25 protein-coding genes are annotated in these 20,410 nt (G+C 57.2%); 24 read left to right on the plus strand and 1 reads right to left on the minus strand.

The window, feature by feature from the left end:
• Positions 1 to 15: 15 nt before the first annotated feature.
• The 23 genes from AC27FC_RS19770 to traG all read left to right on the plus strand — a co-directional run bounded on the left by AC27FC_RS19770 (position 16) and on the right by traG (position 19,246).
• Positions 16 to 240, plus strand: a complete 225-nt coding sequence (locus AC27FC_RS19770) for a TraY domain-containing protein (protein WP_008324165.1) — start codon at positions 16 to 18, stop codon at positions 238 to 240.
• 57 nt (positions 241 to 297) lie between these two features.
• A complete protein-coding gene (gene traA, locus AC27FC_RS19775; protein WP_058610053.1) occupies positions 298 to 648 on the plus strand; it encodes a type IV conjugative transfer system pilin TraA in 351 nt (116 codons plus the stop codon).
• A 150-nt stretch (positions 649 to 798) separates the two neighbouring features.
• Positions 799 to 1,104, plus strand: a complete 306-nt coding sequence (gene traL, locus AC27FC_RS19780; RefSeq protein ID WP_008324160.1) for a type IV conjugative transfer system protein TraL — start codon at positions 799 to 801, stop codon at positions 1,102 to 1,104.
• A 14-nt stretch (positions 1,105 to 1,118) separates the two neighbouring features.
• Positions 1,119 to 1,685 carry a type IV conjugative transfer system protein TraE gene (traE, locus tag AC27FC_RS19785; RefSeq protein ID WP_025759824.1) on the plus strand — a complete coding sequence of 189 codons (567 nt, stop codon included), beginning with the start codon at positions 1,119 to 1,121 and terminating at the stop codon, positions 1,683 to 1,685.
• Positions 1,672 to 2,415, plus strand: coding sequence for a type-F conjugative transfer system secretin TraK (traK, locus tag AC27FC_RS19790; protein ID WP_008324157.1), 744 nt, complete (start codon positions 1,672 to 1,674; stop codon positions 2,413 to 2,415). The genes traE and traK overlap by 14 nt, the downstream gene beginning before the upstream one ends.
• Positions 2,402 to 3,796, plus strand: a complete 1,395-nt coding sequence (gene traB, locus AC27FC_RS19795) for an F-type conjugal transfer pilus assembly protein TraB (protein WP_487160295.1) — start codon at positions 2,402 to 2,404, stop codon at positions 3,794 to 3,796. The genes traK and traB overlap by 14 nt, the downstream gene beginning before the upstream one ends.
• Positions 3,797 to 3,817: 21 nt before the next feature.
• Positions 3,818 to 4,357, plus strand: coding sequence for a type IV conjugative transfer system lipoprotein TraV (traV, locus tag AC27FC_RS19800; RefSeq protein WP_487160296.1), 540 nt, complete (start codon positions 3,818 to 3,820; stop codon positions 4,355 to 4,357).
• A gap of 119 nt (positions 4,358 to 4,476) precedes the next feature.
• Positions 4,477 to 4,701 carry a TraR/DksA C4-type zinc finger protein gene (locus AC27FC_RS19805; RefSeq protein WP_487160297.1) on the plus strand — a complete coding sequence of 75 codons (225 nt, stop codon included), beginning with the start codon at positions 4,477 to 4,479 and terminating at the stop codon, positions 4,699 to 4,701.
• 169 nt (positions 4,702 to 4,870) lie between these two features.
• A complete protein-coding gene (locus AC27FC_RS19810) occupies positions 4,871 to 5,167 on the plus strand; it encodes a hypothetical protein (RefSeq protein WP_487160298.1) in 297 nt (98 codons plus the stop codon).
• Positions 5,157 to 5,675 (plus strand): conjugal transfer protein TraP, encoded by a 519-nt coding sequence (locus AC27FC_RS19815; protein ID WP_487160299.1) that lies wholly within the window; start codon positions 5,157 to 5,159, stop codon positions 5,673 to 5,675. The genes AC27FC_RS19810 and AC27FC_RS19815 overlap by 11 nt, the downstream gene beginning before the upstream one ends.
• Positions 5,668 to 8,298 (plus strand): type IV secretion system protein TraC, encoded by a 2,631-nt coding sequence (traC, locus tag AC27FC_RS19820; RefSeq protein ID WP_320735075.1) that lies wholly within the window; start codon positions 5,668 to 5,670, stop codon positions 8,296 to 8,298. The genes AC27FC_RS19815 and traC overlap by 8 nt, the downstream gene beginning before the upstream one ends.
• Positions 8,295 to 8,642 carry a type-F conjugative transfer system protein TrbI gene (gene trbI, locus AC27FC_RS19825; RefSeq protein WP_060446830.1) on the plus strand — a complete coding sequence of 116 codons (348 nt, stop codon included), beginning with the start codon at positions 8,295 to 8,297 and terminating at the stop codon, positions 8,640 to 8,642. Before traC ends, trbI begins: the two co-directional genes overlap by 4 nt.
• A complete protein-coding gene (traW, locus tag AC27FC_RS19830) occupies positions 8,642 to 9,289 on the plus strand; it encodes a type-F conjugative transfer system protein TraW (protein ID WP_060446831.1) in 648 nt (215 codons plus the stop codon). The genes trbI and traW overlap by 1 nt, the downstream gene beginning before the upstream one ends.
• Before the next feature lie 2 nt (positions 9,290 to 9,291).
• Positions 9,292 to 10,278 (plus strand): conjugal transfer pilus assembly protein TraU, encoded by a 987-nt coding sequence (traU, locus tag AC27FC_RS19835; RefSeq protein WP_487160333.1) that lies wholly within the window; start codon positions 9,292 to 9,294, stop codon positions 10,276 to 10,278.
• A 16-nt stretch (positions 10,279 to 10,294) separates the two neighbouring features.
• On the plus strand, positions 10,295 to 10,924 hold the full coding sequence (trbC, locus tag AC27FC_RS19840) for a type-F conjugative transfer system pilin assembly protein TrbC (RefSeq protein WP_487160300.1): 630 nt from the start codon (positions 10,295 to 10,297) through the stop codon (positions 10,922 to 10,924).
• Positions 10,921 to 12,801, plus strand: coding sequence for a type-F conjugative transfer system mating-pair stabilization protein TraN (gene traN, locus AC27FC_RS19845; RefSeq protein WP_487160301.1), 1,881 nt, complete (start codon positions 10,921 to 10,923; stop codon positions 12,799 to 12,801). The genes trbC and traN overlap by 4 nt, the downstream gene beginning before the upstream one ends.
• A 31-nt stretch (positions 12,802 to 12,832) precedes the next feature.
• On the plus strand, positions 12,833 to 13,021 hold the full coding sequence (locus tag AC27FC_RS19850) for a hypothetical protein (protein WP_077138957.1): 189 nt from the start codon (positions 12,833 to 12,835) through the stop codon (positions 13,019 to 13,021).
• Between the two features lie 42 nt (positions 13,022 to 13,063).
• A complete protein-coding gene (traF, locus tag AC27FC_RS19855) occupies positions 13,064 to 13,801 on the plus strand; it encodes a type-F conjugative transfer system pilin assembly protein TraF (protein WP_487160302.1) in 738 nt (245 codons plus the stop codon).
• Positions 13,802 to 13,817: 16 nt separating this feature from the next.
• On the plus strand, positions 13,818 to 14,066 hold the full coding sequence (gene traQ, locus AC27FC_RS19860) for a type-F conjugative transfer system pilin chaperone TraQ (protein WP_008324126.1): 249 nt from the start codon (positions 13,818 to 13,820) through the stop codon (positions 14,064 to 14,066).
• Complete coding sequence (gene trbB, locus AC27FC_RS19865; RefSeq protein ID WP_487160303.1) at positions 14,056 to 14,610, plus strand: type-F conjugative transfer system pilin assembly thiol-disulfide isomerase TrbB; 555 nt, start codon at positions 14,056 to 14,058, stop codon at positions 14,608 to 14,610. Before traQ ends, trbB begins: the two co-directional genes overlap by 11 nt.
• Positions 14,603 to 15,031 (plus strand): conjugal transfer protein TrbF, encoded by a 429-nt coding sequence (locus AC27FC_RS19870; protein WP_487160304.1) that lies wholly within the window; start codon positions 14,603 to 14,605, stop codon positions 15,029 to 15,031. The genes trbB and AC27FC_RS19870 overlap by 8 nt, the downstream gene beginning before the upstream one ends.
• Positions 15,018 to 16,388 (plus strand): conjugal transfer pilus assembly protein TraH, encoded by a 1,371-nt coding sequence (gene traH, locus AC27FC_RS19875; RefSeq protein WP_487160305.1) that lies wholly within the window; start codon positions 15,018 to 15,020, stop codon positions 16,386 to 16,388. Before AC27FC_RS19870 ends, traH begins: the two co-directional genes overlap by 14 nt.
• Positions 16,388 to 19,246, plus strand: coding sequence for a conjugal transfer mating-pair stabilization protein TraG (gene traG, locus AC27FC_RS19880; protein WP_487160306.1), 2,859 nt, complete (start codon positions 16,388 to 16,390; stop codon positions 19,244 to 19,246). The genes traH and traG overlap by 1 nt, the downstream gene beginning before the upstream one ends.
• Before the next feature lies 1 nt (position 19,247).
• On the opposite strand, the gene AC27FC_RS19885 is transcribed toward traG, so the two are convergent.
• Complete coding sequence (locus tag AC27FC_RS19885; RefSeq protein WP_063925861.1) at positions 19,248 to 19,559, minus strand: heavy metal-binding domain-containing protein; 312 nt, start codon at positions 19,557 to 19,559, stop codon at positions 19,248 to 19,250.
• Positions 19,560 to 19,652: 93 nt separating this feature from the next.
• Between AC27FC_RS19885 and traT the strand changes: the two genes are divergently transcribed.
• A complete protein-coding gene (gene traT, locus AC27FC_RS19890) occupies positions 19,653 to 20,384 on the plus strand; it encodes a conjugal transfer complement resistance protein TraT (protein WP_487160307.1) in 732 nt (243 codons plus the stop codon).
• Positions 20,385 to 20,410: the final 26 nt, after the last annotated feature.

The following is a 20,410-nucleotide window of genomic DNA, read 5'->3' on the forward strand; positions in this document are numbered from 1 at the left end:
GTTGAGAGGGAAAACATGATTAGACGTCACAGGCTTCGTGGCCCAACGGTAACTATGTCGATCTACCTTGACCCACAAACCGATCTTCTTATTTTGAAGGCGAAGGACAGAAGTGGTCGTTCTAAATCAGCTGAAGCGCTGATTCGGTTACGTGACCACCTGGAAAAATTCCCTGATTTCTATAACTCTGAAATGGCGGAGGTGATCCCAAACAATCTTGAACCCAAGTCACAAAACTAGTTTTTTAGGATTTTTATTTCAACAAATCTATCCGGTGTAATTAAAGGATTAATGAATATGACTGATGTGTCTGTTATTAACGCTGTACCCGCGACCCCTGCAAAGAAAAAATTCAGCAAAGTCGCGTTACTCAAAGCGCTGAAGTTTGCCCTGCCTGTCGCAGCCCTTGCTGCGTTTTTCCCTGAAACGGTTCTGGCCTCGACTGCGGGTAAAGATCTGATGTCCAGCGGCGATGCAACCGTTAAGGGTACATTTGGTAAAGATTCCAGCGTGGTTAAGTGGGTTATTCTTGCCGAAGTCCTGGTAGGGGCCGTGATGTATATGACGACCAAGAACCTCAAGTTCCTGGCGGGCTTTGCGATCCTGTCCGTATTCGTCACGGTAGGTATGTCTGTCGCAGGATACTGATATCCAGCGGCAGCCGTTCAGAGCCACTTCCGACTATTAAATTCCGGTTTAATTCTGAATGCCCTTCACGAGCATTCACGGGAGGGCTTTGCCTGTAATCCGGCTGGCAGGTATTTCCATACTGCCAGCTGTACCGGAGACGGAACATATATGGCAGATGAATCTCTCAAAAAATATCGCTTTCCCGAAACCCTGACGAATCAGAGCCGCTGGTTTGGCCTCCCTGTAGATGAGCTTATTCCGGCCATTGTCTGCCTGGGGTGGGGATTCTGGACCCAGCATTATATTCCCGGAATTATCGCTGCCGTACTGGCCTATCTCGGAATTAAAAAGCTCAAGAAAGGGCGGGGCAGTTCATGGCTGCGGGACCTGGTCTACTGGTATATGCCGACCTCACTTCTGAGGGGGATTTTTCATGATGTACCCGACTCATGCTACCGCCAGTGGATTAAATAGACAGGAATAATCAGATGGAACACGGAGCACGATTAAGTACACAGCGGGTTATTGCCATCGGCTTTATTGCCATGGGGGTGGTTATTCTGGGAAGTATCACCACCAATGTTATTCAGGCCGTCAACAACTACCGCCTTCAGAATGAGCAGAAGTCTATCGTCACGCCAATGCTTTTCAACGCGCCGTTTGCCGTGTCGCAGAACCAGGCGGATGCCTCCTACCTGCAGCAGATGGCCCTGTCGCTTATCGCCCTTCGCCTGAATGTCACCCCGGAGACCGTTGATGCCTCTCATGAGCAGCTGCTGGCCTATGTCAAACCTGCGGCGCAGAACGAGCTGAAAATCCGGCTTGCTGAGGATGCGAAGCGCATTAAGGACAACAACGTTAACTCGTCTTTTTATATGACCAGCGTGAAGGTTTACCCGGCAAGCAGCCGCGTGGACGTGCGGGGCCAGCTGAAGACCTGGATAGGCGACTCGAAACCGTATCCCGAGCTGAAACAGTACGTTCTCAAGTTCGAGCGTGAGGACGGCATCAGCTGGCTCAGTCACTTCGGAGAAATCACCGATGAACAAAAATAGTCGCCGTGCGCTGCTGGCGTTGCTGATGCTCGCGTCCGGTCAGACGGTCGCCGCACCCGCTGCGCTTTCTGCCACGATTGTCCCGTTGACGAACGGCGGACAGGCCAGCATCGCGGTCAGCAATACCGACCCGAACCTTTTTACGGTCGCAGGTGACCGCGTGACGGCCCTGACCAGCCTCGACGGTGAGCTGACACGTCAGGAACAGACGGCAAGCGGCGGTGTGATTGTCAGCACCCTCAACAAAAAGCCCTTCACGTTCATTCTGGAAACCGAACGCGGCCTCAACTTCTCGGTACAGGCCGTGCCGCGAGCGGGCGCAGGGCGAACCATCCGGCTTGTCAGCGAGCTGTCCGGCACGGGAGAAGCGGCGCGCACCTGGGAAGAGTCTTCCCCCTACGAGGCCACGCTGGTTTCCCTGAGCCAGCATCTGCTGGGCGGGCAGCTTCCGTCCGGCTGGCAGGCTATCCCCGTTACGCATGAAGCCCTCAACGCGCCCGCCGGACTATCAGCAGTCCCCGAGCGCGTCTGGGTGGGTAATCACCTTAAGGTGGTGCGCTATCGCGTCACCAACAATACCGGGATGGCCCGCAACATCGCGGAAAGCGACTTCTGGCAGAGCGGCATTCGCGGCGTGCTGTTTGGTGAAGCCTCGCGTCAGCTGATGGCGGGCGGCGCCCTGCAGGTCTTCATTATCAGCAGCGGAGGTGCGGCTGATGGCCAGCATTAATTCAGTTGTGAAGCGCAAGCAGTTTATCTGGCTGGGTATCGTGCTGGCGACCGTGGGCGTGGTGGGCGGCGGCGGCTGGTATCTGGCGGATGCACGCTACGAGGGCAGCAGCGATGCGGCAGCCGCCGGCGAGCCTGCGCCCGATATGACCGGCGTGGTGGACAGCACCTTTGACCAGAAGGTGCAGCAGCATGCCACGACCGAGATGCAGGCTACGGCCTCCGAGATGCAGAAGCAGTATGCCGAAATGCGCCGCGAGCTTGAGCTGCTCAGCAAGGGGCAGGCAGGCTATCAGCACCAGATTGACAAACTCAGTCAGGATAATGCGGCGCTTTCCGCTCAGGTCAGCGCGCTGGGGGCGAAACCCGTCACCGCATCGGGTGAGCCGGCCCCGCAGCCGCCAGTGCCTGCGCCGGGGCCTGAAGGTGAGCCGCAGCCGACCGGTTTCCCGCCGCAGACGGGGGCCGTCCCGCCGCCGACCGCGTTCTATCCGGGTAACGGCGTAACGCCGCCAGCGCAGGTACAGTACCAGCCCATCCCCGTGCCCAACCAGCTGCGCCGTCAGTCTTTTGCCCGCAGCGACGAGAGCAAATGTCCGTCCCTGCCGTACATCCCGTCGGGCAGCTTCGCCAAATCGATGCTGATTGAGGGGGCTGATGCCAACGCCTCCGTAACCGGTAACGAGTCCACGGTGCCGATGCAGCTGCGCATTACGGGCAGGGTGGAAATGCCCAACAGCAAAAGCTACGACCTGACCGGCTGCTTCATTGGGCTTGAGGCCTGGGGCGACGTGTCCAGCGAACGCGCCATCGTACGCACCCGCAACATCAGCTGCCTGAAGCACGGCGTCACCATCGACCAGCCCATTGCCGGACACGTGAGCTTCCGGGGTAAAAACGGCATCAAGGGCGAAGTGGTGATGCGAAACGGCAAAATCCTCGGCTGGGCATGGGGTGCGGGTTTTGTTGACGGCATCGGTCAGGGGGTGCAGACCGCGTCCCAGCCTTCGGTCGGACTCGGCGCCACGGCATCCCTCGGCGCGGGTGACGTGATGAAGATGGGGATTGGCGGAGGCGCCTCCAAAGCCGCCCAGACCCTCAGCGACTACTACATCAAACGCGCAGAGCAGTACCACCCCGTCATCCCGATTGGGGCGGGTAACGAAGTGACCGTTGTCTTTCAGGACGGTTTTCAGCTGAAAACCATTGAAGAGCTGGCGCTCGATAATGACAGACGCAAAGCGGAGAGCGATGAACGCAGTCCTGTTCCGCCGCCGTCAGTCCCGCAGGGCGGCATGAACGGGTTCAGTACCGACCAGATGCTCAACCAGCTGGGCAGGCTTAACCAGAGCCAGTTTATGCCGAAGGCCGACTCACAGTAACCCCACGTAAAGGAACCGCAAATGAACAAGACAGTGCCTGTTGCGCTCACGCTGGCCAGTCTCCTGACGCTGTCGGGATGTGCCGGTACAACGAGCGATTTTGAGTGTAACGCGACGACATCCGATACCTGCATGACCATCGAGCAGGCCAATGAGAAAGCTAAACGACTGGAGGAGGCCAGCGCGGTAAAGCCGGGTGCGACATCGCTGCCACGCCTGGCTGAGGGTGATTTCCGGACCCGGTCCGTGCAGCCCCTTACGCTGCCGGCTGAACCGGTGCATGCCGTCGCATCCAGAAATACGCCGCTGACGGGTACGCCGACTCTCCCCCGCCCGCAGCCGCACTCAGCCTCACGGGCGCCGCTCTCCACGGTCACGCCGGTTATTGCGCCGCCGCCAGGGCGCGAGTCCATCGTGGACCCGAGGCCGCTTCGCGTCGGTGAAAAGACGGCCGGGCTGTGGATCGCGCCCTATATCGATACGCAGGACGTTTATCACCAGCCGACGCGGGTGTTTTTTGTTGTGAAACCCTCAGCGTGGGGAACCCCGCGCGTTAACTGAAACCTGAACCGCCACCGCGTGTGGCACCCATTTTAACAATCTGTCGTTATCACGCGTGCCCTGAAACGTGAAAAGGGATGGGCGGTAGCGTGTCCGGACAGTGTGAGCAGGGAGCGTTGATGGCAGACGAACTCGATCTCCTGCAGGAGCAGGACGAATTGCTGAACCAGCTTCATATACAGGCCGCGAGGCAGCGGTTCTGCCTGGAGGGAAAAAGCCGCAACCGGTGCGAATGCTGTGGCAGTCGCATCCCCCTCAGGCGGCAGCAGGCCATCCCGGGCGTACGTACCTGTACGGAATGCCAGCGGGCTTTTGAAATACGACAAAAACAGTATCTGAGGTGAACGATGGGTAACGCAATCTCCGGGCAGGGCAATTTTATGGTCCCGGGCAGCACGGGAAGCGGTAAGACGGTTTTCTGCGCTCAGATAGTACAGGCGCTTCTGTCAGGACAGCGTTCTGACAGCGGGCGCAAACGCATTGAGAAAAAACACAACGATTCAGGAGAGCGCCATGACAACCAGGGATAACGGTGGTCCGGGGAAAACCCGTCACCTTAACGATATAGCGGCCTGCTGTGAGGCGCAGGGGATGCGCGTCATCTGTGTTAATGCCGCAGAGCATGACTCAGGTTCCGATATGGGCGTAACAAAACAGCATATGGCCCGGGTTTTCCTGGCGAAGTCTGACGTCAGCCGGATTAAAGCGCTGTATAGCGGAGAGGAAGGGCAGAGGCTGGCGGCGGCTATCAGAGACAACTGCAGCGTCTGGTTTCCGCTGAATCCCGGAGGTAACGGGAATGATGCTTAAGCTTCTTTCCGTCCTGCTGTATTGCCTTCGATGGCTTGCCTGGGCTTTTCACTATCTGATTGTCTGGCCTGCCGCCACGCTGATGCTGCTGGTTGCCATGCTTTTCTGGCTGGACAACAGTACACCTGGTCAGGTTGCGGCAGACGAAATAGCTGCCTCAACGCGGTATGTCAGTCACGGGGAATTCAGAATACCCGGACACTGTGGTCCAAATCCTGGGGGGCCTCTTTACGGAGAGCGTTGTCGTTCCACGGATGCTGCAGGTTATGCCGCTTTCGTACAAAACAGTGTTGATGAGTTATGGCGTGGAAACCTGAAAGCGCTTTGGGTCGTGATGGGCGTTGTGTTTTCAGGGGCGGCGCTGCTTATGGGATGCCGTCCGTATTTCTGCCTGTACGGTCAGATGCGCTCAGCGCGTTTTCGCTACGGTATCCCTGCCAGCCGCCCGGCCCCTGCGACGGAAACGGTAAAAACGGCCGACAATAAAAAGGAGGATAACCGTGAGTAATCCACTGGATACCGTCACCCGCACGGTCAACTCGCTGCTGACGGCGCTGAAGATGCCCGATGCGTCCTCTGAGGCGAACGATGTCCTCGGGCAGATGCGCTTCCCGCAGTTCAGCCGCGTGCTGCCGTACCGCGACTACGATGCGGAAACCGGCCTCTTCATGAACGAGAAGACGATGGGCTTTATGCTCGAGGCGCAGCCCATCAACGGCGCCAACGAAACTATCGTGTCGTCGCTGGAAAACCTGATGCGCACCAAGCTGCCCCGCGAGGTGCCGGTGGCCGTTCACCTGGTGTCCAGCCATCTGGTGGGTCAGGATATCGAGTATGGCCTGCGCGAGCTCTCATGGACGGGGGAAAAGGCCGATACGTTCAACGCCATCACCCGCGCCTACTATCTCAGGGCCGCAGAAGAAGGGTTCCCGCTACCCGATCACCTCAACCTGCCGCTGACCCTGCGTAACTACCGGGTGTACATCTCCTGCTGCGTCCCCCGCAAGCGCGGGAGCAAGGCCAGCGTAATGGAGATGGAGAACCAGGTCAAAATCATCCGCGCCTCGCTGCAGGGGGCGCAGATAGCCACCCGCAGCGTGGACGCGGATGCCTTCATCCGCATTGCGGGCGAAATGATTAACCACAACCCGGATGCGTTGTATCCCACCGAACGGGAACTGGACCCGCTCAAGGATCTGAACTACCAGTGCGTGGACGATACCTTTGACCTGAAGGTGAAGGCCGACTACATGACGCTGGGGCTGCGCGGTAACGGTCGCAACAGCACCGCGCGCATCATGAATTTTCAGCTGACCAAAAATCCGGAGCTGGCCTTTCTCTGGAATATGGCCGACAACTACAGCAACCTTCTCAACCCGGAACTGTCCGTTTCGTGCCCGTTTATCCTGACGCTGGTTCTCAGCGTGGAAGACCAGGTAAAGGCGCAGAACGAGGCCAACCTGAAGTTCATGGATCTTGAGAAGAAGTCCAAGACCAGCTACGCCAAGTTCTTCCCGGGCGTGGCGCAGGAGGCGAAAGAGTGGGGCGATCTGCGCCAGCGCCTGTCGTCCGGGCAGTCCTCGCTGGTGAGCTATTTTCTGAACGTGACCCTCTTCTGCCGCGATGACCAGGAAACCGCGCTGAAGGTCGAGCAGGACGTGCTGAACAGCTTCCGTAAAAATGGCTTCGAGCTGATTTCCCCGCGCTTTAACCATATGCGCAATTTTCTCGTGAACCTGCCGTTTATGGCGGGAGGCGGCCTCTTTAAGCAGCTGCGCGAGTCCGGCGTGGTGCAGCGCGCCGAGAGCTTTAATGTCGCCAATCTGATGCCGGTGGTGGCGGACAGCCCGCTGGCCACTTCCGGCCTGCTGGCACCGACCTACCGCAACCAGCTGGCATTTATCGACCTGTTCAGCCGCGGCATGGGCAACACCAACTTCAATATGGCGGTGTGCGGCACCTCCGGCGCGGGGAAAACCGGGCTTATCCAGCCCCTCATACGCAGCGTCATCGACTCCGGCGGCTTCGCCGTGGTGTTCGACATGGGCGACGGCTACAAGTCCCTGTGCGAGAACATGGGCGGTGTCTACCTCGACGGCGAGACGCTGAAGTTTAACCCGTTCGCTAACGTCACCGACGATACCATCGATGAGATGGCCGAACGCCTGCGGGACCAGCTGTCCGTGATGGCCAGCCCCAACGGCAACCTGGACGAGGTGCACGAAGGTCTGCTGCTCAAGGCGGTGAAGGCCACCTGGCTTACGAAGAAAAACCAGGCGCGCATTGACGACGTGGTGGACTACCTGATGATGGCCCGCGACAGCGAAGAATACAGCGGATCGCCGACCATCCGCAGCCGCCTCGATGAGATGGTGGTGTTGCTGACCCAGTACACCCGCGACGGGGTGTACGGCAGCTACTTCAACTCCGACGAGCCGTCCCTGAAGGACGAGGCCCGGATGGTGGTGCTTGAACTCGGCGGGCTGGAGGACAGGCCGTCCCTCCTGGTGGCGGTGATGTTCTCGCTCATTCTCTACATTGAGAACCGCATGTACCGCACGCCGCGCAGCCTGAAGAAGCTCAACGTGATAGACGAAGGCTGGCGCCTGCTGGACTTCAAAAATAATAAGGTCGGGGCGTTTATCGAGAAGGGCTACCGTACCGCCCGTCGCCATACCGGTTCGTACATCACCATTACGCAGAACATCGTCGACTTTGACTCGGAAACGGCTTCCAGCGCCGCCCGCGCGGCATGGGGTAACTCGTCCTACAAAATTATCCTCAAGCAGTCGGCTAAAGAGTTCGCCAAGTACAACCAGCTGTACCCGGACCAGTATTCGCAGCTGCAGCGCGACATGATTAAGGGTTTTGGCAGCGCGAAGGACAACTGGTTCAGCAGCTTTATGCTGTCGGTTGAGCACCTGACGTCCTGGCACCGCCTGTTCGTCGATCCGCTCAGCCGGGCAATGTACTCCTCGGACGGTCCGGACTTTGAGTTTCTGCAGCAGCGACGCCGGGAGGGGCTGAGTATTCACGAAGCCGTCTGGGAGCTGGCGTGGAAAAAATCCGGGCCGGAAATGGCCGCGCTGGAGCGCTGGCTTCACGAGCATGAAGGGAAGACCATCTCATGAAAAAACACGTACTCATTAACGCCGCGCTGATTGCCGGCATGCTGGCTGCGAGCGCAGGCGTCAGCTGGCTGGTCTGCCAGCTTAACCGTCCTGTGGTTGTGGCCTTCAACATGAAATCCACGGTGGATGCCTTCTTTGACAGCGCCGGTCGCCGTTCGCTGGACGAGGCGCAGACAAAAGCACTCTCAGACCGCTTTAACGCGTCACTGGAGGCCAGCCTCCGGGACTGGCAGATCCGCCATCGTGCCCTCATCCTTGTCGCACCTGCCGTGGTGCAGGGGGCGCCGGATATCACGCGTGAAATCCAGTCTGACGTGGCCCGCCGGATGAAGGAGGGGGCGTGATGCGCGCCCTTGCCCTGGGCCTGACGCTGCTGACCGGCAGCGTGACGGCCGCTGACCTCGGGACGTGGGGCGACCTCTGGCCGGTGGCGGAGCCGGATATGCTGACCGTTATCGAAAGCCGGCTGCAGACGCTGGCGCAGTCCGGCGAGATGGACAAAAAGATGGCGGAGTTTAAGGCACGCGTGGTGCGCAACAGCCAGCGCCCGCCTGCCGTTGAGGGAATAACCCGCGCGGTGCGCTACGAGCGGCGCTGGTTTGACCCGAGCGTGCGGGTGGACAAGGCGCTTGCCGACGACAGGGGCAACGTGTTTGCTCAGGCCGGGCAGGTCTTTAATCCGCTTGATGTGGTGCCGTTTAACGAAACCCTGCTGTTTATCAACGGCGACGATGCGGAGCAGCTCGCGTGGGTACAGCGACAGAAGCCTGACACCCTGATCACCCGCATCATTCTGGTTCAGGGCAACATTCCGCAGACGTCGGAGAAGCTCGACAGCCGCATTTTCTTCGACCAGAACGGGGTGCTGACCGCCCGGTTCGGCATAAGCCAGGTGCCGGCGCGGGTAACGGCGGCACCCAGCGGGAAGCGCCTTCAGGTGGAAATTATTCCGCCCGATATGGAGCAGTATGACGCAGGAGGTGCCCGGTGAAAATGCTGACTGCGTGTCTGTTCGGGCTGCTTCTGTGGGGCAACTGCCCCGTGGCTTCGGCGGACGCCGCCTGCGAAGGGCGTTTCGTCAATCCGATCACCGATATCTGCTGGCGCTGCATGTTTCCTCTGTCGCTCGGCAGCACAAAAGTCACGGGCGGAGATTTACCGGACACGTCCAATCCCGGGAGCCCGATACAGTTTTGTCCAATGCCGCCCCCGGTATTTCAGCGCATCGGCCTGGCAATAGGGTACTGGGAGCCCATGGCCATGACCGATGTGGCGCGTTCTCCGGGCTGCATGGTGAACCTCGGTGGATTCACCATTAACCTGGGGAAAATGGGGATGGGCACCGCCAAAAAAGATGACAAACAGGTCAATGGTGCGTTCTACCACGTGCACTGGTACAAATATCCGCTGACGTACTGGCTCAATATCATCACCTCCCTCGGGTGCCTGCAGGGCGGCGATCTGGATATCGGATACCTGTCTGAAATCGACCCGACATGGGGGGACAGCGCCCTGACCTCCATTCTGAATCCGGAGGCGGTCATTTTTGCCAACCCCATCGCGCAGGGCGCATGTGCGGCCGACGCGGTGGCCAGTGCAGCAAAAACGTCGGTTGACGCGCTGTTCTGGTGTGCCGGATCGCAGGGGTCAATGTATCCCTTTAACGGCTGGGTGAGCAATGAGTCCAGCCCCCTGCAGTCTTCCGTTCTGGTCAGCGAGCGCATGGCGTTCAAGCTGCACCGTCAGGGTCAGATAATGGAGAGCATCGGGGAGGATAAAAAGGTCTGCTTCGAGTATCCGTCACCCATTATTCCCAAAACGCGCTGGCGCTATCAGATGGTGAATATGTATCCGGACGTGGCGCAGTGCCATCCCTTCGGCCGAACGGTCATGCGCTGGGAAACGGGGCGCAACCCGCCAAACACGAAGAAAAACTACGGCTATCTGCTCTGGCGCAAGCGCAACTGCGTCTTCCTCTGAGAAAAAGGAAACTTCCATGAAAACTCTGTCCGGTCTGACGGTGGCGATGCTGCTGTCAGCATATTGTTGCACTGCGCTGGCTTCAGGGGCTGATGATGCGAACCGCGAGTTTATTCGTCAGCAGGAGTCTTTCAGCCAGCAGCTGAGGGGGCAGGACAACGCGCCGCTGCGCCAGATGCTGGAGCAGCAGGTGCGCCAGAACCCTCTTTCAGCAGACGACGCCCGCTTTATCGGGGAGCTGAAACAGAGCCAGCGCGAGGACCAGCAGGATAAACCCACGCACGGTGCCCTGTATTTCGTCTCCTTTGCCATCCCGCAGGCGGGGCTTAAACGCATGCTGACTGAGGCGCGCCGCTACGACATCCCCGCCACCCTGCAGGGTATGGTCAACAACGACATGAAAACGACGGCAACCGCCGTGATGGCGCTTGTTCAGGACGATTCAGCCAGCGGTGTTGCCATCGATCCCACCCGCTTTCGTGAGTACGGGATCACCAGCGTGCCGTCCCTGGTGGTGTACTGCGAGGCGGGCCACGACGTGATTCGCGGCAATCTTCATCTGAAGCAGGCGCTGGAAAAGGTGGTGGAGAAGGGCGAGTGCAGGGATGAGGCGCAACAGCTGCTTAGTAAAGGAGAGGCCCGATGAAAAGAGCAATACTGATGCCGGTGCTGGCCATTGCCACCACGATGGCAGGCGTAAATGCATTTGCCGATGCTGACGCGCAGTACAGGGCGGGGGCTGATTTTGCCCGTCAGGTACAGGGGCAGGGGGAGAGCAGCCTGAAAAACTTTAACCCCTCAGCGTCTATCCCCAACTATACCGCCTCACCCGGTGAGAAGAAGTACTATGGCGGCGTGACGGCGACCGGTGATGGTGCGCTGAAAGCGGACGGTACCACGGGCTGGACTACTAATGAGGCCACAAAGGCCGTCACCGACTCGTTTGTTAACAACCCGAAGGATCCCATTTCACCCGACGCGCCGTTTATTAAGGCCAGCCAGGATGTCCAGTCCCGCGCCGATACCATCATCGGCAAAACGGGGCAGACGCAGTGCGAAGCGCAGAACATCAGCCGCAGCGAGTTCACCAACTATACCTGTGAGCGCGACCTGCTGGTTGAGCAGGCCTGTACGCGCACGGCCAGCATTACCGGCCACTACGAAAACACCACGGTGACGCGCACCTACACGGTGCCCAATAGCGACTTTACCTATACCTACGACGGCAACAAGACGGTGAACTTCCGCTTCCGTGCACCCGCAACCGGTACCGTGCTGAGCGCGTCGGTTGCCGTCCACTTTAATGACAAAAATATGTACTACGGCTTCTCGTGGTGGGGCGTAAATGCGGATTCTGTGGCTAAAAGGGATAACGGATGGGCGCTGCCCGGTGCCGCGGGGGCTGCGCTGACCGCCGGACAGTACTCTCCACAGGGGGCAATGCTCAACAAAAACTGCCTGAGCGGTAAACAATCCCGCTGTCGGGAATATGCTCAGAAGACGCTGTCCTGGATGCAGGGCGGTACGCAGGCCTGGATGACCGCCACCCTGACCATGCAGGTGACGGACAAAAAATGGGTGCCGGACGTGGTCTGGAACGAATCCTGCCCGTTCAGCAAGAGCGAAGGCACGCTCAAAAAGACCGAATGTATTGAGCCGGGGAGCACAAAAACGGTGGTGGTTGACGGGGTGTCATACCCGGTCACGCAGGCTTGCTGGAAGTACAAAGACACGTATATGACCCAGGCTGCTGACAATGGCACCTGCAAAACCTACATGAACAATCCGGCCTGTACGCTTGCCTCACGCACCTGCGCCTTCACGGCAGAAGACGGCAGCGGCTGCCTGCATGAATACGCGACGTACTCCTGTGAAACACGTACTTCCGGTCAGGTGATGATATGCGGCGGCGACACCTTCTGTCTTGATGGTGACTGTGAGCGGGCGCAGAACGGTAAAAATAACGATTTTGCACCTGTCGTTTCGGCACTCGCCGCGCTGGCCGCGGCGGGCAAGGACGTGGCCGCCATTAACAGCGTTAACGTGCGCGCCTTTACCGGCAGCGCGAAGTTCTGCAAGAAGTTTGCGGCAGGATTCAGCAACTGCTGTAAAGACGGCGGCTGGGGCCAGGACGTCGGGCTTGCCAGGTGCAGCAGCGAGGAGAAAGCGCTGGGCAAGGCCAAAGAGAATAAGCTCACGGTCAGTATCGGTGAGTTCTGTTCAAAAAAAGTGCTCGGCGTCTGTCTCGAGAAAAAGCGCAGCTACTGTCAGTTTGACTCTAAGCTGGCTCAGATTGTGCAGCAGCAGGGACGTAACGGTCAGCTTCACATCGGCTTTGGCAAGGCCAGCAGCCCGGACTGTCGCGGCATCACCCAGACCGAGCTGCAGCAAATTAATTTTGAAGCGCTCGACTTCTCGAACTTTTTCGACGATCTGCAAAAGAACAAGAAAATCCCGGATAACGACACCCTGACGAAGCGCGTCCGAGAGGAAATCGCCGCGCAGCTGAAGAACAAACAGTAAGCCACTCATCACTCACTCAGGACTCTCCATCATGAAAATTAAAAGATTTACTGGACGCCTTATCATCAGCCTGATTGTCGCCTCACCGGTGCTTTACTGGTGTGGGAATATCGTTGATGAAACATCGCGCATCGATGTGTTTTTTATGGCACTGATGGTTGTGCTTTTCGTGGTGGGAGTTCTGCTGGCGTGGCTGTTAAACCCGCTTTTTAAACGATAACCGACCTGCTTCGGGATAAGGAAGGTTCCAGTGAAAAAGAGAATGACAGCGTTAGCGCTGCTGCTTCTTGGCTGCGTTTTTTCCGCCACAGGAAAAGATGCAGGCTGGCAGTGGTACAACGAATCGCACAGAACGCCGGAGGATGACAAATTCTCTTCAGCACAGCCTCAGCAGTCCTCGCCGGACATCATGGAGAAGCTTGCCACGCTCCAGCAGGCCACGAAGCGGGCCATGTACGAGGCCATTCTGTATCCGGGCGTGGAGAACTTTACCCGCTACTTCCGCCTGCAGAACTACTGGACGCAGCAGGCCGGGCTGTTCTCGATGAGCGCCAAAAAAGCCATGCTCGAGCACCCCGAACTGGACTACAACCTGCAGCACAGCCACTACAACGGTACCGTGCGCAACCAGCTGGCGGCGGACTTTGCCGACCAGCGCCGCGCCATTGAAACGCTGGCTCAGCACTATGGCGTGATGTTCTTCTACCGTGGACAGGACCCGATCGACGGCCAGCTGGTTCAGGTCATTAAAAACTTCCGCGAGACGTATCACCTCAGCGTCATTCCGGTCTCCGTGGACGGTATCGTGAATCCACTCCTGCCGGATACCCGAATGGACGGTGGACAGGCCAGCCGGCTGGGTATTCGTTACTTCCCGGCGCTGATGCTGGCCGATCCTAAAAGCGGGACGGTCAAACCCGTCTCGTATGGCTTTATCAGCCAGGATGACCTGGCGAAGCAGTTCCTCAACGTTTCCACAGATTTTGCCCCCAACTTTTAATACAGGGAGAGTTCGCATGCGCAAATTCCGTTTTCGCCTGCCTGAGTTCGACGTGCCCGGATTATGGGTGCTGAGCCTCGGGATATGGTTTCACATTGTTTCCCGCCTGGTCCGGCGCGAGCCGGAGATGGCCATTCTTCTGGCGCAGATAATCGGCGTCTCGATGGCGCTCTGGGGGGGATACCGCATCATCAACCGCTGGATAGATGCCGCCCGTGAGGCCGAAAAGGCCCGTGATGCCGGAGGATGCCGACATGAACCTTAGACATACCGTGTTTACCGTGGCGCTCATGACCCTCAGTCTGGCCACACAGGCTTCCACGATGGACGAGATCAAATCATTATGGCATCTACAGGGGGCGCGAGCGTCGGGATCTCTGCCAACATCCCCGGAAGACCCTGAAGCTAAGCCACTTCCGGCGAAGCAGCCGGTCTGGTACCGCCTCAGCAACGGGCGCCAGGTCAATCTGGCCGACTGGAAGGTCGTGCTGTTTATGCAGGGACACTGCCCGTACTGCCACCAGTTTGATCCGGTCCTGAAGTCGCTGTCGGCACGGGTGGGGTTTGGGGTGATGGCCTACACCATCGACGGCCTGGGGGATGCGTCCTTTCCCGATGCGCTGCCCGCGCCGCCGGAGGTAATGAAAACCTTTTTCCCCAACCTGCCCGTGGCCACGCCAACCACCTTTCTCGTCAACGTAAACACCCTTGAAGCCCTGCCCCTGCTGCAGGGCGCGACTGACGAACAGGGCTTTATGGCCCGCATGGATACGGTCCTTCAGATGCGCGGAGTGGGTAACAATGGCTGATCAGAACAATGCAGAGAAACACGACATGATGACTTCCAGAATGCTTCAGAGAGCTACGACGCCAGAGTTAATCGCGCTCAGGGCACGGAAAGATGACGCACGGTTCGGCGTTTATGCTGAGTGGGCGGGCATATTGCTCATTGCCGGCGTGCTGTCGCGCGTCTTTATGACATACGTTTTCAATGCCTGCGTCGGCGACTGGATCAGGGACGGTCACCTGCAGCTGAAAGATTTGTGGAACGTGTTGATGTACGCCATTCCACTGATATTTATCGCGCTGAGCGGCGGGCTTGCCGTTGCAGGTGGCGTTTATGCAATCCTGAACTCGCTTTATACTAAAGGGCAGATGTTCATACTAAAACGAAACATGGGAAAACTCGCCCTGCAGGCGAGCCGGGAGGGTGCCGATGTTCGTCCGTAAACCTCTCTCCATACTGTGTGGCCTCCTTCTTGCGTGTTCAGCGAGCGTGAGTGCCGACGTGAACAGTGACATGAACACCTTCTTTAATAAGCTGGGCTTTGCGTCCAACACCAGCCAGCCACAGGTCTGGCAGGGGCAGGCCGCGGGCTACGCCACGGGCGGCTCACTCTACGCGCGCACGCAGGTGAAAACCGTCCAGCTTATCTCCATGACGCTGCCCGACATCAACGCCGGCTGCGGCGGCATCGATGCCTATCTGGGCTCCTTCAGCTTTATTAACAGCGATCAGCTGCAGCGTTTCGCCAAGCAGATTATGTCCAATGCGGCCGGATACTTCTTCGATCTGGCGCTGCAGACCACGGTACCGGAAATCAAGACCGCAAAAGACTTCCTGCAGAAGATGGCCAGCGACATTAACAGCATGAACCTCAGCTCCTGCCAGGCGGCGCAGGGGATTGTCGGCGGTCTGTTTCCGCGCACCCAGGTCTCCCAGCAGAAGGTCTGCCAGGACATTGCCGGCGAGAGCAATATGTTTGCAGACTGGGCGGCATCCCGGCAGGGCTGCACCGTGGGCGGCAGCCTCGACAAGGTGCGCGACAAGGCCGGTACCGCCGATAAAGAGCGCATCACTAAAAACATCAATATCATCTGGAATGCGCTCGGCAAGAACGGCATGTTCAGCGGGAATAAAGAACTCAGGGAGTTCATCATGACGCTCACCGGCACCCTGATTTTTGACGAGAAGGGTAACATCACGCCGCTGCCTGCCCGCACCACGGATCGTGACATTATTAAGGCCGTGATGGAGGGCGGCACGGCGAAAATTTACCACTGCAACGACAGCGAGAAGTGCCTGAAGGTGGTGGCCGACGCGACCGTCACCATAACCGAAAAGAACGCGCTGAAGAATCAGATCAAGGACATTCTCTCCAGCATCCAGAACAAGGCTGCAACCGACACAAAGCTGACCGAGAAGGAGAAGGGCTTTATCTCCGGCACCACCATCCCGGTGTTCAAGTACCTGGTGGACCCGATGATGCTGGGCGTCTCGGACAGCCTCGTCTACCAGCTGACGGACTACATCGGCTACGACATTCTGCTCCAGTACATCCAGGAGATGGTGCAGCAGGCGCGCGCCCTGATGGCAACGGGCAACTATGACCAGGCCGTTATCGACAGCATCAATAACAACCTCAACGAGGCCACGCGACAGATAGCCTCATTCCAGGCGCAGGTGCAGGTACAGCAGGATGCGCTGCTGGTTGTTGACCGCCAGATGAGCTACATGCGCCAGCAGGTTTCGGCGCGGATGTTGCAGCGCTATCAGAACAACTATCACTTCGGGGGAGTGCGCTGATGCAGGCGATTTACGTTATCGCGGGCGGCGACTGGCTGAGCCAGACGCTGAACGCCATTGTGGCCTTTATGAACACGGACAACTGGGTCATTATCCGCCGGATCGTGACCGCGCTGTCTGTGCTCGTCGTGGCCATCACCTGGATACGCCGTCACAACGTGATGGATATGCTGGGCTGGATAGGTACCATCGTCCTGATGTCCCTTCTGGTGAGCGTGCGCACGCCGGTACAGATTATTGACAACAGCGATCTGACGAAGGTTTATCAGGTGGACAACGTGCCCGTCGGGCTGGCGTTGCCGGCGTCGCTGACGACCACCATCGGGCACGCGCTGGTGCAGGGCTATGAGATGGTCTTTTCTCAGCCGGACAGCGTGACCTACAGCAAGACCGGGATGCTGTTCGGCGCGAATCTGGTCGCGCGCAGCACCGACTTTTTGTCAAAAAATCCTGAAATCACCACGCTTTTTGCGGACTATGTGCAGAACTGCGTGATGGGTGACATCTTCCTCAACGGGAAGTACACCCTGGACGAACTGATGAACAGCACCGACCCCTACACCATTATCTTCTCTAAACCCAGTCCGCTGCGTCAGGTGCAGAACTATAAGAAGTTTACGACCAGCGGTGATAACGGACAAACGGAGATAAAGGCGTTTTTATCCTGCGAAGAAGCCGCAGTGATCCTCAAACAGAAGCTGGGCCTTGATACCCAGACCGGAGGAAAAAGCTGGAGCTACTACGCACGCTGGCTGTTTGGCGGACGTCCGAATCCCGACCTGCTCCTGAGCCAGATGCTCGGCGAAAGCTATAACTATTTTTATAACTCCGGGCAGAGCGCCTCGCAAATTATCCGCCAGAACGTGACGATGAATGCCCTGCGCGACGGTATCATGGGCTATGCGGCCCGCAACGGCGATACCTCGAGCCTGCTCAACATCGCCACCACGTCCTCAATGGAGAAGCAGCGGCTCGCGCACGCAACGGTCGGGCAGGTGGCCCTGCGCTCGTTGCCCATGTCCCAGACGCTGATAGTCGGTCTGATTATCGGGATATTCCCCCTGATGGTGCTGGGCGGGATGTTTAACGCCGTCACCCTTAACGTGCTGAAGGGGTACGTGCTGGCCATCATGTGGGTGCAGAGCTGGCCGCTGCTTTACGCCATCCTCAACAGCTGCATGACCTTCTATGCCAAAGCCAACGGCTCGCCGGTGGTACTCTCTGAGCTGTCGCAGGTGCAACTTAAATACTCGGATCTGGCTACCACGGCGGGCTATCTGTCGATGCTTATCCCCCCACTGGCATGGGGAATGCTGAAAGGTCTGGGCTCCAGCTTCTCGAATCTCTACAGCCACCTGGCGTCCTCGGCCATCAGTCCGGCTGCAACGGCGGCGGCAGGGTCAATCGACGGGAACTACTCCTACGCCAACATGCAGACCGAGAACGTGAGCGGCAACAGCTGGAATACCAACAGTTCGACCATGTTTGGCCAGATGAGTCAGCAGCTGGGCAACGGAGCGACATCCACACAGATGCGCGATGGCAGTACCGTGACTGACTCCACCCAGGCCGCGAGTAAGCTGCCCGTGAGTATTAATTTTGCCCGTCAACTGGCCTCAGCGCAGCAGGAGATGGCGCGCGAGGCCCAGACGCAGTCCCAGAGTGCGATGCAGAGCTTTAGTAGCAGCATGTCAAGCACGTGGCAGACTCTCAGCCAGTTTGGCACCAACCGGGGGAGCAGCGATTCGATGACGCAGGGCGCCGACAGTACCATGAGCGCGCAGGACTCCATGATGGCCAGCAAGATGCGCAGCGCGGTGGAAAGCTATGCGAAGGCGCATAACATCAGTAATGATCGGGCGACTCAGGAATTGGCGACCAGAAGCACACGTGATTCACTTGGGTTTTACGGTGATGCTCATGTTAAGGGAAGCATGGGGGTTAGTGTTCTGGGTACTGGTGTTCAGGTCGGAGGACAGTCCGGAGTTAAAGCAGGGCGAGATTTCGAAGATAATGATTCTCATAACGCATCAAATGGTTCTCGAGTTAGTCAGGATGCCCGTCATGATGTAGACGCCAAAGCCTCTCAGGACTTTAAAGAAGCCAGTGATTACTTTACCAGCCGCAAAGTCAGTGAGTCCGGCAGCCATACGGATAACAATGCAGCTTCACGCGCGGACCAGTTGTCCGCATCGCTGAGTTCTGCAAAACAAAGCCTTGAACAGTACTCGACCAGCCAGGCACGCAGCAAGGAATTTGCGGAAATGGCGTCCCGTACTGAAAGCATGAGCGGCCAAATTAATGAAGACCTGAACCAGCAGTTTGCTCAGTATGTTCGTAAACAGGCCCCACATGATGCCGACACACTGCTGACAAATACGTCTTCACCTGAAGTGGCTAATAAGCGCAGAGAGCTTGCCTGGTCGTTCGTTCAGGAGCAGGTTCAACCAAGTATTGATGCGGCCTATTCGTCAGGGCGCTCGGAAATTGGGGCTTCGATGGAGGGTATTTCCTCGGGCGGAAAAAAAGAGGCTGTTATGGCTGACCACCAGTCCCATAAAAATATTATCGACCAAAGAACGCAGGACAATAATATCCGTGATGATGTGAAAGATCAGGTTGAAGATACCATCTCGGGGTATCGTTCAGAAATTAATACGACGGGTAGAAATATTCGTGACGAGGAGCAAGACATAAAACAGCAGTATAGTGGGTTACAGAATCATCATAAAGAGGAAGAGTTATCCCAAAATCGTAAGTATCATGAAGAAAAAACTGCCCAAGAGCGACTGCCGGGGGCTGACACCCCGGATGAGCTTCTTAACAAGGCCAGAGAGTATCAGGATAAAAATAGCTGAATTATATATCCTCCAGTAGAACAGCATCACCAGTAGCTATTAGATAACTCGTAACAAAGGCATGTCCGTTTCTCTGATATGAACCAGAAATATACTGTAGATTAATGATTGCATTAGCCCCTAATTTTGTTGCTTCGGTAAAAAGAGCAGAAAGCAGTTCATCATCTTCATTACGGTATTTGGCGGTTATTTCTGATGTGGTGGCTTTTACAAGGCCAAAATTTTTCAAGATTTTAATTTGCGGTGGGACCGAAGTGAAAATCTGAAAATGAGTGGTGGTGCTGACATCTAGTTTTCTATCAAATAATCCCATAAATACCCTGCGCATTTTATTATGGTGAACAAAACTCATTATTTATTATACAACATTTCAAAAGTATATATAAACGACAACAAGGAAATTTTTATGAAAATGAAAAAATTAATGGTGATTGCTCTGGTCAGTTCCACTCTGGCTCTTTCAGGTTGTGGCGCGATGAGCACAGCAATCAAGAAGCGTAACCTTGAGGTTAAAACTCAGATGAGCGAAACCATCTGGCTGGAGCCTTCCACGGAACGCACCGTTTATCTGCAGATCAAAAATACCTCCGACAAGGATATGAGCGGGCTACAGGGTAAAATTGCCGAAGCGGTAAAAGCCAAAGGCTATCAGGTCGTCTCCTCTCCGGATAAAGCCTACTACTGGATTCAGGCCAACGTGCTCAAAGCCGATAAAATGGACCTGCGAGACGCCCAGAGCTGGCTGAGTCGTGGTTACGAAGGGGCAGCAGCAGGGGCTGCGCTCGGCGCGGGCATTACGGCATACAACTCCAGCTCAGCGGGCGCGACACTGGGCGTGGGCCTTGCTGCCGGGCTGGCTGGTATGGCGGCGGACGCGATGGTTGAGGATGTTAACTACACCATGATAACCGACGTGCAGATCGCCGAACGCACCAAAGCAGTTGTCACCACAGATAACGTTGCGGCCCTGCGCCAGGGTACCTCCGGCTCTAAAATCCAGACCAGCTCAGAGCTGGGAGATCAGCATAAGTACCAGACCCGTATCGTATCTAACGCGAACAAGGTTAACCTGAAGTTCCCGGAAGCACAGCCGGTCCTGGAAGATCAGCTGGCCAAATCCGTCGCCAATATTCTCTAACAGGTATCAGCAGGGCGGACCCACCG

The organism is Enterobacter sp. C3_dUdeg (genome assembly GCF_057536195.1).

Coding starts and splice junctions, on each gene's coding strand:
- AC27FC_RS19770 (WP_008324165.1), top strand. CDS start 16: ATGATTAGACGTCACAGGCTTCGTGGCCCAACGGTAACTATGTCGATC.
- traA (WP_058610053.1), top strand. CDS start 298: ATGACTGATGTGTCTGTTATTAACGCTGTACCCGCGACCCCTGCAAAG.
- traL (WP_008324160.1), top strand. CDS start 799: ATGGCAGATGAATCTCTCAAAAAATATCGCTTTCCCGAAACCCTGACG.
- traE (WP_025759824.1), top strand. CDS start 1,119: ATGGAACACGGAGCACGATTAAGTACACAGCGGGTTATTGCCATCGGC.
- traK (WP_008324157.1), top strand. CDS start 1,672: ATGAACAAAAATAGTCGCCGTGCGCTGCTGGCGTTGCTGATGCTCGCG.
- traB (WP_487160295.1), top strand. CDS start 2,402: ATGGCCAGCATTAATTCAGTTGTGAAGCGCAAGCAGTTTATCTGGCTG.
- traV (WP_487160296.1), top strand. CDS start 3,818: ATGAACAAGACAGTGCCTGTTGCGCTCACGCTGGCCAGTCTCCTGACG.
- AC27FC_RS19805 (WP_487160297.1), top strand. CDS start 4,477: ATGGCAGACGAACTCGATCTCCTGCAGGAGCAGGACGAATTGCTGAAC.
- AC27FC_RS19810 (WP_487160298.1), top strand. CDS start 4,871: ATGACAACCAGGGATAACGGTGGTCCGGGGAAAACCCGTCACCTTAAC.
- AC27FC_RS19815 (WP_487160299.1), top strand. CDS start 5,157: ATGATGCTTAAGCTTCTTTCCGTCCTGCTGTATTGCCTTCGATGGCTT.
- trbI (WP_060446830.1), top strand. CDS start 8,295: ATGAAAAAACACGTACTCATTAACGCCGCGCTGATTGCCGGCATGCTG.
- traW (WP_060446831.1), top strand. CDS start 8,642: ATGCGCGCCCTTGCCCTGGGCCTGACGCTGCTGACCGGCAGCGTGACG.
- traU (WP_487160333.1), top strand. CDS start 9,292: ATGCTGACTGCGTGTCTGTTCGGGCTGCTTCTGTGGGGCAACTGCCCC.
- trbC (WP_487160300.1), top strand. CDS start 10,295: ATGAAAACTCTGTCCGGTCTGACGGTGGCGATGCTGCTGTCAGCATAT.
- traN (WP_487160301.1), top strand. CDS start 10,921: ATGAAAAGAGCAATACTGATGCCGGTGCTGGCCATTGCCACCACGATG.
- AC27FC_RS19850 (WP_077138957.1), top strand. CDS start 12,833: ATGAAAATTAAAAGATTTACTGGACGCCTTATCATCAGCCTGATTGTC.
- traF (WP_487160302.1), top strand. CDS start 13,064: ATGACAGCGTTAGCGCTGCTGCTTCTTGGCTGCGTTTTTTCCGCCACA.
- traQ (WP_008324126.1), top strand. CDS start 13,818: ATGCGCAAATTCCGTTTTCGCCTGCCTGAGTTCGACGTGCCCGGATTA.
- trbB (WP_487160303.1), top strand. CDS start 14,056: ATGAACCTTAGACATACCGTGTTTACCGTGGCGCTCATGACCCTCAGT.
- AC27FC_RS19870 (WP_487160304.1), top strand. CDS start 14,603: ATGGCTGATCAGAACAATGCAGAGAAACACGACATGATGACTTCCAGA.
- traH (WP_487160305.1), top strand. CDS start 15,018: ATGTTCGTCCGTAAACCTCTCTCCATACTGTGTGGCCTCCTTCTTGCG.
- traG (WP_487160306.1), top strand. CDS start 16,388: ATGCAGGCGATTTACGTTATCGCGGGCGGCGACTGGCTGAGCCAGACG.
- AC27FC_RS19885 (WP_063925861.1), bottom strand. CDS start 19,559: ATGGGATTATTTGATAGAAAACTAGATGTCAGCACCACCACTCATTTT.
- traT (WP_487160307.1), top strand. CDS start 19,653: ATGAAAATGAAAAAATTAATGGTGATTGCTCTGGTCAGTTCCACTCTG.